Source organism: Pseudomonas sp. LBUM1659 (assembly GCF_059716045.1).
In genome coordinates this window covers 5,722,814-5,737,186 of the sequence record NZ_CP166797.1, presented here as the reverse complement: position 1 = coordinate 5,737,186, position 14,373 = coordinate 5,722,814, and the positions used below count along the sequence as shown (strand labels likewise).

18 protein-coding genes are annotated in these 14,373 nt (G+C 60.7%); 13 read left to right on the top strand and 5 right to left on the bottom strand.

Annotation, left to right across the window (positions count from 1 at the left end; all coding sequences use genetic code 11):
* Nucleotides 1–14 precede the first annotated feature (14 nt).
* Nucleotides 15–593: a DUF2796 domain-containing protein gene (locus tag ACA048_RS26190; RefSeq protein WP_497626901.1), complete on the bottom strand. Its 579-nt coding sequence runs from the start codon at nt 591–593 to the stop codon at nt 15–17.
* 135 nt (nt 594–728) lie between these two features.
* Here ACA048_RS26190 and ACA048_RS26185 point away from each other — a divergent pair, with 135 nt between their 5' ends.
* Nucleotides 729–1,076, top strand: coding sequence for a hypothetical protein (locus ACA048_RS26185; protein WP_497626900.1), 348 nt, complete (start codon nt 729–731; stop codon nt 1,074–1,076).
* A 212-nt stretch (nt 1,077–1,288) separates the two neighbouring features.
* On the opposite strand, the gene trxA is transcribed toward ACA048_RS26185, so the two are convergent.
* From trxA to ACA048_RS26170, 3 genes are all read right to left on the bottom strand, one after another.
* On the bottom strand, nt 1,289–2,161 hold the full coding sequence (trxA, locus tag ACA048_RS26180; protein ID WP_497626899.1) for a thioredoxin: 873 nt from the start codon (nt 2,159–2,161) through the stop codon (nt 1,289–1,291).
* Nucleotides 2,162–2,260: 99 nt separating this feature from the next.
* Nucleotides 2,261–2,917 carry a class I SAM-dependent methyltransferase gene (locus ACA048_RS26175; protein WP_497626898.1) on the bottom strand — a complete coding sequence of 219 codons (657 nt, stop codon included), beginning with the start codon at nt 2,915–2,917 and terminating at the stop codon, nt 2,261–2,263.
* Nucleotides 2,914–3,378: a YbaY family lipoprotein gene (locus tag ACA048_RS26170; protein ID WP_497626897.1), complete on the bottom strand. Its 465-nt coding sequence runs from the start codon at nt 3,376–3,378 to the stop codon at nt 2,914–2,916. Before ACA048_RS26170 ends, ACA048_RS26175 begins: the two co-directional genes overlap by 4 nt.
* 127 nt (nt 3,379–3,505) lie before the next feature.
* Between ACA048_RS26170 and nrdR the strand changes: the two genes are divergently transcribed.
* From nrdR to ACA048_RS26110, 12 genes are all read left to right on the top strand, one after another.
* The gene (nrdR, locus tag ACA048_RS26165; protein WP_003228656.1) at nt 3,506–3,970 is read left to right on the top strand and encodes a transcriptional regulator NrdR; all 465 of its coding nucleotides are present in this window, start codon (nt 3,506–3,508) and stop codon (nt 3,968–3,970) included.
* Nucleotides 3,967–5,100, top strand: a complete 1,134-nt coding sequence (gene ribD, locus ACA048_RS26160; RefSeq protein WP_497626896.1) for a bifunctional diaminohydroxyphosphoribosylaminopyrimidine deaminase/5-amino-6-(5-phosphoribosylamino)uracil reductase RibD — start codon at nt 3,967–3,969, stop codon at nt 5,098–5,100. The genes nrdR and ribD overlap by 4 nt, the downstream gene beginning before the upstream one ends.
* 46 nt (nt 5,101–5,146) lie before the next feature.
* Nucleotides 5,147–5,812 (top strand): riboflavin synthase, encoded by a 666-nt coding sequence (locus ACA048_RS26155; protein WP_497626895.1) that lies wholly within the window; start codon nt 5,147–5,149, stop codon nt 5,810–5,812.
* 30 nt (nt 5,813–5,842) lie between these two features.
* The gene (gene ribBA, locus ACA048_RS26150) at nt 5,843–6,934 is read left to right on the top strand and encodes a bifunctional 3,4-dihydroxy-2-butanone-4-phosphate synthase/GTP cyclohydrolase II (protein WP_497626894.1); all 1,092 of its coding nucleotides are present in this window, start codon (nt 5,843–5,845) and stop codon (nt 6,932–6,934) included.
* Between the two features lie 91 nt (nt 6,935–7,025).
* A complete protein-coding gene (ribH, locus tag ACA048_RS26145) occupies nt 7,026–7,502 on the top strand; it encodes a 6,7-dimethyl-8-ribityllumazine synthase (protein WP_497626893.1) in 477 nt (158 codons plus the stop codon).
* The gene (gene nusB / locus ACA048_RS26140) at nt 7,499–7,999 is read left to right on the top strand and encodes a transcription antitermination factor NusB (RefSeq protein WP_123423461.1); all 501 of its coding nucleotides are present in this window, start codon (nt 7,499–7,501) and stop codon (nt 7,997–7,999) included. The genes ribH and nusB overlap by 4 nt, the downstream gene beginning before the upstream one ends.
* Before the next feature lie 18 nt (nt 8,000–8,017).
* A complete protein-coding gene (gene thiL / locus ACA048_RS26135) occupies nt 8,018–8,983 on the top strand; it encodes a thiamine-phosphate kinase (RefSeq protein WP_497626892.1) in 966 nt (321 codons plus the stop codon).
* The gene (locus ACA048_RS26130) at nt 8,980–9,483 is read left to right on the top strand and encodes a phosphatidylglycerophosphatase A family protein (protein ID WP_150782649.1); all 504 of its coding nucleotides are present in this window, start codon (nt 8,980–8,982) and stop codon (nt 9,481–9,483) included. Before thiL ends, ACA048_RS26130 begins: the two co-directional genes overlap by 4 nt.
* 22 nt (nt 9,484–9,505) lie before the next feature.
* Nucleotides 9,506–10,240 (top strand): substrate-binding periplasmic protein, encoded by a 735-nt coding sequence (locus tag ACA048_RS26125; protein ID WP_497626891.1) that lies wholly within the window; start codon nt 9,506–9,508, stop codon nt 10,238–10,240.
* 162 nt (nt 10,241–10,402) lie between these two features.
* A complete protein-coding gene (gene ribA, locus ACA048_RS26120) occupies nt 10,403–11,020 on the top strand; it encodes a GTP cyclohydrolase II (RefSeq protein ID WP_497626890.1) in 618 nt (205 codons plus the stop codon).
* Entirely contained in the window at nt 11,017–11,436 is a 420-nt protein-coding gene (locus ACA048_RS26115; protein ID WP_497626889.1) for an MFS transporter, read from the top strand. The genes ribA and ACA048_RS26115 overlap by 4 nt, the downstream gene beginning before the upstream one ends.
* A complete protein-coding gene (locus ACA048_RS26110; protein WP_497626888.1) occupies nt 11,436–12,236 on the top strand; it encodes a cobalamin-binding protein in 801 nt (266 codons plus the stop codon). Before ACA048_RS26115 ends, ACA048_RS26110 begins: the two co-directional genes overlap by 1 nt.
* A gap of 138 nt (nt 12,237–12,374) precedes the next feature.
* On the opposite strand, the gene ACA048_RS26105 is transcribed toward ACA048_RS26110, so the two are convergent.
* Complete coding sequence (locus tag ACA048_RS26105) at nt 12,375–14,258, bottom strand: TonB-dependent receptor domain-containing protein (RefSeq protein WP_497626887.1); 1,884 nt, start codon at nt 14,256–14,258, stop codon at nt 12,375–12,377.
* Between the last annotated feature and the right edge of the window lie 115 nt (nt 14,259–14,373).

Below are 14,373 nucleotides of genomic sequence, written 5' to 3'. Positions count from 1 at the left end.
GATTTTCAGTGAGCTCAGAACTTGAGGGCTGCCGCCTTGGCAGTCACTTCAACGCCCTGCTGCCCGCTCGGGCTGATCAGTTGAACCTGAATTTTCTGGGTCGCCGGGAACGTGTTGAAAATGTTCGCAAGGTCGAGGGTTTTCACTGCACCAGGCGCTGCGCAAATGAATTGATAGTGAGCGTGGATTTCGCTGTGGTCGTGATGATGTTCGTCTTTGGCATCTTCATCGTGATCATCGTCGGCGTCCGGTTTGTCACCGAACAACGGGCTTTCCAGTTCCTGCATGGCGACTACGCAACCAGCGGCTTTCGGCAGATTAAACAGCGCCAGCGGTTTCTCAAGCTGTGCACGGACCGCGGCGACCTTGGCTTTGTCGGCATCCGTGGTGGCGGCGTGTTCGAAGCCCACCAGGTTCATCGCCGGGCTTTCCAGTTCCAGCTCCAGGGTTTGACCATCCAGCGCCGCATTCAAGCGACCGACGCCATGTTCGTGGGCGCCAAGGCTACCGTGCTCATGATCATGTTCATCCGCGGCGTGGGCGACGGCCAACGGCAACAAGGCAAACGGCAAAGCGAGCAGCAGACGGCGCATGGCGGGTCTCCGGAAAGTAAAGTGAAGAGTTTGTTATGTAATCTTATAACGTAAGTGCGAGGAGTTTGACCGGCTACTTGGCGTTGCACAAGTCCCATGGGAGCATGCAGGTCAGAAATGTGCAGGAGCAGACGTATGTTGCGTATACGCGGAAGCATCGGCGACTGGCCGGTGGATTTGACGCTGGAGATGGATGACGGTGACTGGACGAAACTTGGCTCGCAGTTGCAAGTGAGCAGGCCCGAAGCGAGTGTCGCCCCAGCCAAACCGGTGATTCAGGATGAGGTGTTGTGGCAGATCGCCAGGGACCTGTTGCGTAAGGCCGGGCAATTGAGCGGGCCGGATTTGCTCGATCAGCTGGAAGCTCTGACGGGCAGCGCGGCGTCGGGCAAGCGCTTGTTGGTGCGCTTGCGCCATAGCGCCGATGTGAAGGTGTCGAGCGGCGGCGATACGCCGCTCTACAGCTGGCAAGAGCCCGCGTAGGAGCACAGCTTGCTGCGGGCGGCGATCCGACGATGGCGATCTCAGGGGCGCCATCGCCGGCAAGCCGTGCTCCTACAAGGCGGTTTAGTAAAGTGCAGCAAACATCTTGCGGCGGTAGGTGGTCACCAGCGGGTGGTCGTAGGAGCGAAGCTTGCTGGCGATGGCGATCTCTGGGACGCCATCGCCGGCAAGCCGTGCTCCTACGAGGCGGTTTAGTACAGCGCAGCAAACAACTTGCGGCGGTAGGTGGTCACCAGCGGGTGGTCGTTGCCCAGCAGTTCGAACACCTGCAGCAAGGTCTTGTGCGGCAAGCCTTCGCTGTAGCTGCGATTGCGGATGAACAGCTTGAGCAACGCATCCAGCGCCGCGTCGTACTGCTGGCGAGCCAGTTGCTGAACCGCCAGCTGATACACCGCTTCATCATCCTGCGGATTTTTCGCCAGACGCGCTTTCAGGTCTGCCGCATCCGGCAAATCCTTGGCCTGGGCGAGAAACTGGATCTGCGCCTTGGCGCCAGCCAGCGCCGCTTTGTGTTCATCGCTCTTGACCGCGTCGAGCACGGTTTGCGCTTCACTCAACTCACCGCGCTCGGTGAGGCAGCGGGCGTAGAGAATCAGCGCTTTGGCGTTGGTGTTGTCTTCGCCCAGCAGCACTTTCAGCACGGCTTCGGCGTCGGCGAAACGACTGTCATCGAACAAGGCCTGAGCCTGCTCGAACGGGTCGGCGGCGGCCGGTGGCGGCATTTGTACGTGAGGCTCAAGCATCGCCCGCACGGCGGATTCCGGCTGTGCACCGGCAAAACCGTCGACCGGTTGACCATCTTTAAACAACACCACGGTCGGCAGGCTGCGAATCCCGAAGCGGGCGACGATGTCTTGTTCCAGATCGCAGTTGACCTTGGCCAGCAGCAACTCGCCCTGATAGCTCTCGGCGATGGTTTGCAGCAATGGCATCAGCACTTTGCAGGGCGCACACCATTCGGCCCAGAAGTCCACCAGCACCGGTTTGTGGAAGGAGTTCTCGATCACCGACTGGTCGAAATCAGCAGTCGTGGCGTCGAAGATGTACGGCGTTTCCTGACTCATGGGGGATCTCTTGGAAGCGTGAATGGGGCAACTATACGGCTTGGCGGGGTGGGGCCGGAAGTCGGAGCATGATCGTTCCCACGCTCGGCGTGGGAATGATCATGTTCGGGTGGCGTGGTAGAGGCTCACATGCTGAAACTCTTCAGGCTCGGCCAGATCCGGCAGGGTCATCGCTTCCAGCATTTCAATGCGCTGATACAACGGATGGCGAAAATCCCTGACGCGCGAATCGGCCACCAGCGCCTCTTGGCCACGCGTTAAAAACTCATCGAGCAATGGCAGGTTCGCGCGATCGTAGAGCACATCGGCAACCAAGATCAGATCAAACCGGTCCGCCTCGGCGAAAAAGTCGGTCGAGTAGTTGAGGTGTACGTCATTGAGTTGCGCATTCGCCCGGCACGCGGCAATCGCCAGCGGGTCGAGGTCACAGGCCACCACTTCCAGCGCGCCGGCCTTTACGGCCGCTATGCCCGCCACCCCGGAGCCGGCACCGAAATCCAGCACCCGTTTGCCTTTCACCCACTCGGGGAATTCGGCGAGATAACGCGCGACCGCCAGACCACTGGCCCAGCAGAAACTCCAGTAGGGCGGTTCATGCAGGATCCGTCGGGTTTCTTCCGGGCTGAACGCGCGGTCCATGTTGTCGCCGTCGATCAGCCAGAGTTTCAGGTCGGTCTCGGGCAATGCAACAGGGACAAGCTGCGCATCACCGAGCAGTTCACCCAAGGCCTGTTGCAGGTCGAGCGGGGCAATCATGGCGCTTTGACGAATTGCAGCTGACCCAGGGCCTGCGTGGTGGGCTGGGAGATGACCTGTGACGGCAGATGCAGAATCAACTGGCCGGACTGGCTGGCGCGGCCGCGCAGTTCGACGCGGGCACCGGACGGGAACGATTCCGGGTTGAAGCGCAGGTGAAACGGCAGCACTTGATTGGTGCCGATCAGGCTGGAGCTGGCGAGCAATTGTTGCGGGCGATCCTTTTCGTCGATCACCAGCAGCGCCAGTTCGACTTCGGCGCCGGCCGGCACGCCTTGCAAGGTGCCGCTCAATTCACGTTGATACGCCGGCAGCGGTCCGAGGTTGGCCGACTCTTGCGCTTTTTTCTGCGCCGCCTGTGGGGCGGGCCCTGGCGTCGGCGGCTGGGACTTGGGTGCATCGCTGCCGCAGGCCACCAGCAGGCTGAAAAGACTGAGCAATACGAGCGGTCTTAGGGACATTTACGGCTCCAGCAAGGTGAAATCCATGGATCAAACACTATAGCCGTCTGTATACCGCAAACCCTATGGCTTGTCTTGCCACGGGGATGCGCTACCATGGCCCTCCCTTTTTTTGTTGCCTGCCACCATGCACTGTCCCTTCTGCGGTGCCAACGACACCAAGGTCATCGACTCGCGTCTGGTCGCCGAGGGCGAACAGGTGCGCCGCCGGCGTGAATGCCTGGCCTGCGGCGAGCGTTTCACGACGTTCGAGACTGCCGAACTGGTGTTGCCGCGCCTGATCAAAACCGACGGCAGCCGTCAGCCGTTCGACGAAGAAAAACTGCGCGCCGGTATGCAGCGTGCGCTGGAGAAGCGCCCGGTGAGTGTCGAGCGCCTCGAATCGTCGCTGGTGCACATCAAACACAAACTGCGTGCCACCGGCGAGCGTGAGGTCAAATCCCTCGTGGTCGGTGAACTGGTGATGGCCGAGCTGCAAAAGCTCGACGAAGTCGCCTACATCCGCTTTGCTTCGGTGTATCGCCGCTTCCAGGACCTCAACGAGTTCCGCGAAGAGATCGATCGCCTGGCCCGTGAGCCGGTGAAAGAATGAATACGCCCGCCGAACAAGCCATCCTCGACGCCCATTACATCGCCCGCGCGCTGGAACTGGCGCGCAAAGGCCATTACACGACGCACCCCAACCCTCGGGTGGGCTGTGTGATCGTGCGTGACGGGCAGATTGTCGGCGAAGGCTGGCACGTGCGCGCCGGCGAGCCACATGCTGAAGTCCACGCCCTGCAAGCCGCCGGTGACAAGGCCCGTGGCGCTACCGCTTACGTGACACTGGAACCGTGCAGCCACCACGGCCGCACGCCGCCCTGCGCCGATGCACTGGTGAATGCCGGGGTCGCCCGCGTGGTCGCGGCCATGCAGGATCCGAATCCGGAAGTCGCCGGTCGCGGTCTGCAACGCCTGGCCCAGGCCGGGATCTCCACCGAAAGTGGCGTGCTGGAAGGTGAAGCGCGCAAGCTCAATCAAGGTTTTCTCAAGCGCATGGAACACGGTTTGCCGTTCGTGCGGGTCAAATTGGCCATGAGCCTGGACGGTCGCACCGCGATGGAAAGCGGCGAAAGCCAATGGATCACAGGCACAGCGGCGCGTTCGGCGGTGCAACGCCTGCGTGCACAGGCCAGCGTGGTGCTGACCGGCGCCGACACGGTGCTGGCGGACAACGCCCGGTTGACCGTGCGTGCTGACGAATTGGGTCTGGACCCGGAGCAAACCGCTTTGGCCATGAGCCGACTGCCGCTGCGCGTGCTGATCGACGGTCGTCTGCGAGTGCCGCTGAATGCACCGTTTTTCAAGGCCGGTCCGGCGTTGGTCGCCACCTGCGTGGCGGTGGAGGAACAGTACGCTAATGGCCCTGAATGTCTGATCGTGCCCGGCGTTGATGGTCAGGTCGATCTGCGTCAGTTGCTGGTCGAACTCGCCCATCGCGGGGTCAATGAAGTGCTGGTCGAAGCCGGCCCGCGTCTGGCCGGCGCTTTCGCTCAGCAAGGTCTGGTGGATGAATTCCAGATTTTCATCGCCGGCAAGTTCCTCGGCTCCTCGGCGCGGCCACTGCTCGACTGGCCGCTCGCGCAAATGAAAGATGCGCCCGAGCTCAAAATCACCGAAATTCGCGCGGTTGGCGATGACTGGCGGGTCACTGCCATTCCTTCATCAGCGGCGAGCGTATAATTCCCGGCCGCAGCCTAGCGACGGCTTTGTTCTCGAGGAGGACTCCATGTTTACCGGCATCATCGAATCCATCGGCAGTATTCGTGCATTGACCCCAAAAGGCGGAGATGTACGGGTACACGTAGAAACCGGCAAGCTCGACCTGAGCGACGTCAAACTGGGCGACAGCATCGCGGTCAACGGCGTGTGCCTGACCGCCGTTGAGTTGCCTGGCAACGGCTTTGCCGCCGATGTCAGCCGCGAAACCCTCGACTGCACGGCCATGAACGACCTCAAAAGCGGCAGCCCGGTAAACCTGGAAAAAGCCCTGACCCCGACCACTCGCCTCGGCGGGCATCTGGTCAGTGGTCATGTCGATGGCGTGGGCGAAGTGGTTACCCGTACCGAAAATGCGCGTGCCGTGGAATTCCGCATCCGCGCGCCTAAAGAGCTGGCCAAGTACATCGCCCATAAAGGCTCGATCACTGTCGACGGCACCAGCCTGACCGTGAACGCGGTCGATGGCGCCGAGTTCCTGCTGACGATCATTCCGCACACCCTGAGCGAAACCATCATGGCGTCGTATCAGCCAGGTCGCCGGGTGAACCTGGAAGTCGACTTGCTGGCGCGTTATCTGGAGCGTCTGTTGCTGGGCGACAAGGCTGCAGAGCCGACTGCCGGCAGCACCATTACTGAAAGCTTTCTGGCCCAAAACGGCTACCTCAAATCCTGAAGCTCAAATTTCAAAGAAAGGGGGTGCCTTGTGGCGCTCAATAGCATCGAAGAACTGGTTGAAGACATCCGCCAAGGCAAGATGGTCATCCTCATGGATGACGAAGACCGCGAGAACGAAGGCGACCTGATCATGGCCGCCGAGTGCTGCAAGCCCGAGCACATCAACTTCATGGCCAAGCATGCCCGTGGCCTGATTTGCATGCCGATGAGCCGCGAGCGTTGCGAACTGCTGAAGCTGCCGCTGATGGCACCACGCAACGGTTCCGGTTTCGGCACCAAGTTCACCGTTTCCATCGAGGCGGCCGAAGGCGTGACCACCGGCATCTCCGCCGCCGACCGTGCGCGCACCGTGCAAGCGGCCGCCGCGAAAGACGCCAAGGCTGAAGACATCGTCAGCCCGGGTCACATCTTCCCGCTGATGGCCCAGGCTGGTGGCACTCTGGCCCGCGCGGGCCACACTGAAGCCGCCTGCGACCTGGCGCGCATGGCCGGTTTCGAGCCGAGCGGCGTGATCTGCGAAGTGATGAACGACGACGGCACCATGTCCCGTCGCGCCGAACTGGAAGCTTTCGCCGCTGAACACGACATCAAGATCGGCACCATCGCCGACCTGATCCACTACCGGATGATCCACGAACGTACCGTTCAGCGGATTGCCGAGCAGCCACTGGACAGCGAACTGGGCCAATTCAACCTGGTGACCTATCGTGATTCCGTGGAAGGCGACGTGCACATGGCCCTGACCCTTGGCACTGTCTGCGCCGAAGAACCGACTCTGGTTCGCGTGCACAACATGGACCCGCTGCGTGACCTGTTGATGGTCAGGCAACCGGGCCGCTGGAGCCTGCGCGCAGCCATGGCTGCGGTCGCCGAGGCCGGCAGCGGTGTGGTGCTGTTGCTCGGTCACCCGCTCGATGGCGATGTGCTGCTGGCGCACATTCGCGAAACCGCCGACCAGGCGGCCGTGAAAAAACCGACCACCTACAGCATCGTTGGTGCCGGTTCGCAGATCCTTCGGGACTTGGGCGTACGCAAAATGCGCCTGATGAGTGCGCCAATGAAATTTAATGCGATATCCGGTTTCGATCTGGAAGTTGTAGAATACGTGCCCTCCGAATAATGACCGGTTGTTTCCAGTCCTTGATTCGCGGCTAAAAAATCACTGAGGGACGCGTAGAAAACGCGTCCCGGCTCTTTAAGAGATCTAACGAATGACCCTGAAGACCATCGAAGGTACCTTCATCGCCCCTAAAGGCCGCTACGCTTTGGTAGTGGGCCGTTTCAACAGTTTCGTCGTTGAAAGTCTGGTCAGCGGTGCAGTGGATGCCCTGGTTCGCCACGGCGTAAGCGAAAGCGACATCACCATCATCCGCGCTCCTGGCGCCTTCGAAATTCCGCTGGTTGCGCAGAAAGTCGCTCAGAAGGGCGAATACTCGGCAATCATCGCTCTGGGCGCGGTCATTCGTGGCGGTACTCCGCACTTCGAATACGTGGCGGGCGAATGCACCAAGGGCCTGGCCCAGGTGTCCATGGAGTTCGGCGTTCCAGTCGCTTTCGGCGTGCTGACCGTTGATTCCATCGAGCAAGCCATCGAACGTTCCGGCACCAAGGCCGGTAACAAAGGTGCCGAAGCTGCCCTGTCCGCTCTGGAAATGGTCAGCCTGCTGGCGCAGTTGGAGGCCAAGTGATTAGCGACGAAAGCGATCGTTTCAACCCGCGTGATCCGAAACCTGCGGACGCTGGCAAGCCATCCAAGAGCGTCAAGCGTCGCGAAGCCCGTCAGCTCGCGACTCAGGCGCTGTACCAATGGCACATGGCCAAAACTTCGCTGAACGAGATCGAAGCGCAGTTTCGGGTCGATAACGATTTCAGTGATGTCGATGCCGCTTACTTCCACGACATCCTGCACGGTGTACCAGCGCACAAGACCGAGATCGATTCTGCGCTCGCGCCGTGCCTGGACATCACCATTGATGAGCTCGATCCGGTTGAACTGGCCGTTCTGCGCCTGTCCACCTGGGAGCTGATCAAGCGTGTCGATGTGCCGTACCGCGTTGTGATCAACGAAGGGATCGAACTGGCCAAGGTCTACGGTTCCACCGACGGCCACAAGTTCGTCAACGGCGTACTCGACAAGCTGGCCCCGCGTCTGCGTGAAGCTGAAGTGAAGGCGTTCAAGCGCTAGTCAGCGCTTGATATCGCGATGGGCGAGTTTGAGCTGATCCGCAACTTCTTCGCCGCCGCGCCTTGTGCGCAAGGCGGCGAGGGCGTTGCCCTTGGGATCGGCGATGATTGCGCCCTGCTGGCTGTTCCCCCCGGGGAGCAGTTGGCCATTTCCACCGACACGCTGGTTGCCGGCGTGCATTTCGCAGATCCCTGCGATCCGTTTCTACTCGGTCAGCGTTCGCTGGCTGTAGCCGTCAGCGACCTGGCTGCCATGGGCGCCACCCCCGTCGCCTTTACCCTTGCCCTGACCTTGCCGACTGTGACCGCCGATTGGCTGGAGGCGTACTCCCGTGGTTTGAACCTCATGGCGCAACGCTGCGGCGTGGCACTGGTGGGCGGCGATACCACCCGGGGGTCGCTGAGCCTGACCATGACCGTGTTCGGTCGTGTGCCGGCCGGAAAGGCGCTGATCCGTAGCGGCGCGCAACCCGGTGACTTGCTTTGCGTTGGCGGTGAACTGGGCAACGCGGCGGGGGCTTTGCCACTGGTGTTGGGTCAACGAAGCGCTGACGCAGCCATCGCCGCGCCGCTGCTGGCGCATTACTGGTCGCCGCAGCCGCAATTGGCGTTGGGCCAGGCATTGCGCGGCAAGGCGACCTCGGCGCTGGACATCTCCGACGGCCTGCTCGCTGACTGCGGGCACATAGCGCTAGCGTCGAAGGTCGGTATTCAGGTTGAGCGGAGTAAGCTGCCCGTGTCGGCGGCGTTAGTGGCGTTCTTCGGTCAATCCGGTGCCGAAACGGCAGCCCTGAGTGGCGGCGACGATTATGTACTGGCCTTCACCTTACCGTCCGTCGAGTTGTCTTCATTGCTGGAGGACGGCTGGCCGATACATGTGGTCGGGCGTGTCGTGACGGGGCAGGGCGTGACGCTGCTGGATGCCGATGGCCAAGACATCACCCCGCAAACCCGGGGCTATCAACATTTTCGGGAGACACCGTGACAGATCATCCCAAACAGGTCCCGGCGGAATTCGTGCCGCCATCGGTCTGGCGCAATCCCTGGCATTTCCTGGCGTTCGGCTTCGGCTCGGGCACCCTGCCAAAAGCACCGGGCACCTGGGGTTCGTTAGTTGCGCTACCCTTTATCCCGTTGTGGCAAATGCTGCCCGACTGGGGTTACTGGCTGATGCTCGGTATCACTATGCTGTTCGGCTTCTGGCTGTGCGGCAAAGTGGCCGATGATTTGCGAGTGCACGACCACGAGGGCATCGTCTGGGACGAGATGGTCGGGATGTGGATTACCCTGTGGCTGGTGCCGGAAGGTTGGTACTGGTTGCTGGCGGGTTTCCTGATGTTCCGCTTCTTCGACATTCTCAAGCCCTGGCCGATTCACTGGATCGACCGGCATGTGCATGGCGGCGTGGGGATCATGCTCGACGACGTGTTGGCAGGCGTATTTGCGTGGTTGGCAATGCAAGGGCTGGTATGGATTTTCGCCTGACGGGCGAAGCAAGGGGACTAGGATGGCTCGGCGCTGGTTGGCGGTTTTTTTTGCAATGTTTTACTCACTCGCTCAGGCGGGGGATGCAGCGCCGACGCCGTCTGTGATTCATCTGGCCAGCGAAGAATGGGAAGACTACACCGCCGCTGACGGGCATGGCCTGGGCTGGGACGTGCTGCGGGCTATCTACGAGCCTGCCGGGGTCAAGCTGGACTTGCGCATCGAACCCTACACCCGCGCCGTGGGCCTGGCCCAACGCGGTGAAGTGGATGCCTGTGTCGGTTCTTACCGTGACGAGGCCAGCGATGTGCTTTATCCACGCTGGAATTACGATACCGATCACATCTACGCCCTGGGCCTGGCCAGTAATCCGGCGCCGACCCCGGAGACCCTCGGCAACTATCGACTGGCCTGGGTCCGCGGTTACGAGTACCAGAAGTACCTGCCCAATGTGCAGCGCTATAACGAGGTCGTGCGGCGCGCGGGCATTTTGTCGATGCTGACCCACAACCGCGCCGACTTTTACATCGACGCGCTGACCGAGATCGATTACATCGTCAAACGGGCCAAGGATCCTTCCCAGTACCGCCGCACGCATATCGCTGAATTGCCGCTGTATCTGTGCTTCGCCAATACACCCGAGGCTCGGACGTTGATGGCATTGTTCGACCAGCGCATGGATCTGCTGGTGAAAAGCGGCGCGTTGAAACCGATCTTCGAGCGCTGGACACAGCCCTACCCGTTCAACGAGAACTGAACACAATTCCTGTGACTGGCACCGATCCCCTGTGGGAGTGGTGGCCTGAAATCTAACTTTTTGATCGTTATGCTCCATAATTCAGCCTAAGCGTCCTTAGGAACCTGCTGTTACAATGCCGCGTCTGCGAATCTCCAGCACTTATTGATCAGGAGCACACCGGTGCCTGTCGTTTTTGTCGCCGCTTCCAAGCTGCCAACGCCTTTTGCGCTATTCACCATGCATGGCTTTCTCGATGAAGCCACCGGCCGCGAGCACGTGGTGCTGAGCCTGGGTGAGTTTGCCGACGGTGCCCCGGTACTCGGCCGGTTGCACTCCGAATGTCTGACAGGTGATGCCTTGTTCAGCCAGCGCTGTGACTGCGGCTCGCAACTTGAAGCCGCCTTGCAAGCCATTGCCCGTGAAGGACGTGGCGTGCTGCTTTACTTGCGTCAGGAAGGCCGCGGCATTGGCCTGCTGAACAAGATCCGCGCCTATGAATTGCAGGACGGTGGTGCTGACACCGTTGAGGCCAACGAGCGCCTGGGCTTCGCTGCTGACCAGCGTGATTACGCCATATGCCTGCCGATGCTTGAGCACCTGGGCGTAAAATCCCTGCGTCTGATGACCAACAACCCGCGCAAGGTCAAAGCCTTGACCGACATGGGCATCTTGGTCGCCGAGCGCGTGCCGCTGCACACCGGCCACAACCCGCACAACAAACTCTACTTGGCGACCAAGGCCAGCAAGCTCGACCACATGATGGGCAACGAGCATCAAGGCGAGGCGGATCGAGCGTGACCCGCGGTCAGGTTCGGCGGCGGCTGTCGTTCAATTGGTGGCAATACCTGGCGCTGGCCTTGTTGCCGCTGTTGGTGATCAATGGCGTATTTGGCCAGGGCGAGGCGATTCTGCCGGTACTGGCGATGCCGTTGTTCATCGCCGGGGTGGCCTCGATGTTTGTCAGCCTGAAGTTTTTCGGTGGCTACAAGCACGCCCTGATCGCCACCCAAAAAGCCCTCGACACGCCTGAGGAACCCTCCGCCTGGATCGCCTTGGCCGCCAAGCGGCGTACCGCGTTCCTGGCGGCCGCATTGCCCGCCTGGATTGGCGCGCTGGCAGTGTTCGTCGGCCTCGAAGCCGTGCCGTTGATGCTGCTGGCGCTGTCGACCACGGTGCTGTTCTACCTCTATCGTATTCCGCGTCAACTCGGCTGATGCTTCGAGCCTGGCTGGCGGTTCTGCTGCTGGCCGTCAGCGGTTCGGCGGTTGCTGTCGGGCGGGTCGTCAGCCTGGCGCCGTCCCTCTCTGAAATCGTTGTCGAACTGGGTTCAGCCGACCTGCTGGTCGGTGTGCTGGATGCCGGTGAACGTCCCGCCGAGCTTGAACACCTTCCTTCGGTTGGCCGCTACGGTCAATTGGATATGGAGCGTTTGCTCAGTCTCCAGCCCGATTTACTGCTGCTTTGGCCGGGCAGCGTTGGCCCGGCCCAGCGTGAGCAACTCAAGCGGTTGAACATTCCCACGTATGTCGCCGAACCTCACACGCTCAACCAACTCGCGGCGCAAATAGAAGCGATTGCCACGCAGCTCGGTCGGTCCGAACGGGGTGTAACGTTGGCGGTCGATCTGCGCCAAAAACTGGATACCCTGCGTCAGCGTTATCGACGGGATGAGCCGTTGCGGGTGTTTTATCAAGTCTGGGATCGGCCGCTGTACACCGTGGGTGGCGGGCAGATCATCAGTGATGCGCTAGAGGTGTGCGGCGCGCGCAACGTGTTTGCCGACCTGACACTGCCCGCGCCGCAGGTCAGTGTCGAGGCGGTGTTGCAGCGCAATCCCGAGGTGATTCTGGCCAGTGATCAGGCCCAACTCGACGCATGGAAGGCGTGGCCGCAGGTGGCGGCAGTGGCGCATGGGCAATTGCTGTTGGTGACGGATAAGGGGCTGGAGCGGCCGAGTGGGCAGATGGTCGAGGCGACGGCCAAGCTTTGCCAACTTATCGCGCCAGGCCAGTGAGACCGAGGTGCCTGCTTCGCGAGCAAGCCCGCTCCCACACTGGATAGGTGTCGCGCACAAAAAGTATGTCTGCCCCCGATTTAATGTGGGAGCGGGCTTGCTCGCGAAGAGGCCAGCCCAAACACCACAAACCTCAGGTCAGATCTCCGGCGTCCAGGTCACCCCAAACATCAACGCCCGACCTTCCTCGCGATACCCATACTGACTGCCCTCATGGCTATACATTGCCCGGCTATAGCTTTTATCCAGGAGGTTATCGAGCTTCATCTCAAGCGTGATTTCACGATTGAGTTCCCAGCTGCTGCGCAACCCCAACAAGCCGTAGCCACCCAACGACTGTTGATTGTTCAAGTCGTCATAACTGCTGCTGACCGCTTGCCAGCTGCCGCCGAGGCCCAGGCGATCAAACTGTCGATCCAGGTCCAGGCTCAACGTCCGCCGTGCACGACGGGCGAGGGTATGGCCGGTATCGCGGTCGCGCGGGTCGATGATCGCTACGCCAAGGTTGCTCTGCCAGCCGAACAATTCCTGTTTCAATGCTGCTTCGAAACCATTGATCCGCGCCGAGGCCACGTTCTCTGGCTGAGAGTTACTGCCGAAAATAATCGCGTCTTCAAGATCGATGCGATACAGCGACGTTTCCAGGCGACTGGTTTCTGTTAACTGGCTACGCCATTGCAGCTCATAGTTTTTTGATGTTTCAGGTTTCAGGTCCGGGTTGCTGAAATCCGGGTAATACAAGTCGTTGAACGTCGGTGCGCGAAAACCTTCGCTGTACGTCAGCAGCACATCATTGCCCGGGTTAAGCGGCAGGGTGAAGGTGCCACTCCAGCTGTTCTGGCCGCCGAACTGCTGGTTCTGGTCACGGCGCAGGCCCAGTTCGGTGGAGAAACTGTCCGCCTGGTAGTGATGCTGAACAAAGGCGGCCCGGTTCCAGCGGCTGTCTTCGTCGAAGGGCGTGCTGCTGTTGATCTGGTCTTCGTACCAGTCACCGCCGAGGATCAGGCTGTTGCGCTCGGTGAGCGTCAGGTCGTTTTGCCAGTTCACCGAGTCGCGGTAGGTGTTGAAGACGCTGCGCTCATCGCTGAGCTTGTCGAGGGTCTTCTCGCGGTTTTCGCTGTGGCCGAATTCGACGCGGGTCTTCCAGGCATCGTTAACCCGTGCGTCGACGTAACTGCTGACGCTGCTCACCTCGAAATCGCTGTAAGGCTGCTGCTGGACTGACTGAAAAGTGTTCAGGTCAAAGCGGCCAAACGGGTTGTCGAACTCGCTTTTGCCCCGGTTATCCAGCACATTGGCGCCGATTTCAAGGTCATCGGTGAGTGCGTGGCTCAGGCTGAAACTGACCGATTGATTGCGGTACTCATCATGATCGCTGTCGCTGGGATACGACTCGCGTGTGCGATTGATCCCGGCGGTTTCATTGAGGCTGGCGCCGAGGTTGAAGCGGGTTTTCTCATCGCCACCGGACAGCCCAAGGCTGCGTTCCCAAGTCTGGTTGCTGCCAAATCCCACGTGCATCCGCGGTTGCAGGCCTTGTTCGCCGCCGCGCCGGGTGAAGATTTGAATCACCCCGCCGATGGCGTCACTGCCATAAAGCACCGAACGGGAGCCGCGAAGCACCTCCACGCGCTCGACCTGTTCGATGTTGATGTGTTGCAGGTTGCTGTCGCCCGAGGTCGAGTTGCCGATACGCTGACCATCCACCAGCACCAGGCTTTGCGCCGACTGGGTGCCGCGAATATAAACCCCCGGCAGACTGCCGAGCCCGCCGGTTTGTGCCACTTGCACGCCCGGCACCCGTTTGAGCAAATCGGTGATGCTGTCCGGTTGCAGACGGTCGATGTCCTCGCGGGTGAACACTGTATTGGCGGCACGGCTGTCGTTGCGCGCTTCGACCTGACGGTTGGCGGTGATCAACACGTCGGGCAGTTTCAACGCTTGATCGCGTTCGAAAGTGTCGGCCAGCAGTTGACCGGCCGGCAGCAGGGTCAGCGTCAGGGCGAGGGGGGAGAGTTTCATCAGGCAATCCGTGGTATTTCGGGGTAAGCACAAATCAAATGTGGGAGCGGGCTTGCTCGCGAATGCGGTGTATCAGTCAATATTAATGCTGACTGATACACCGCATTCGCGAGCA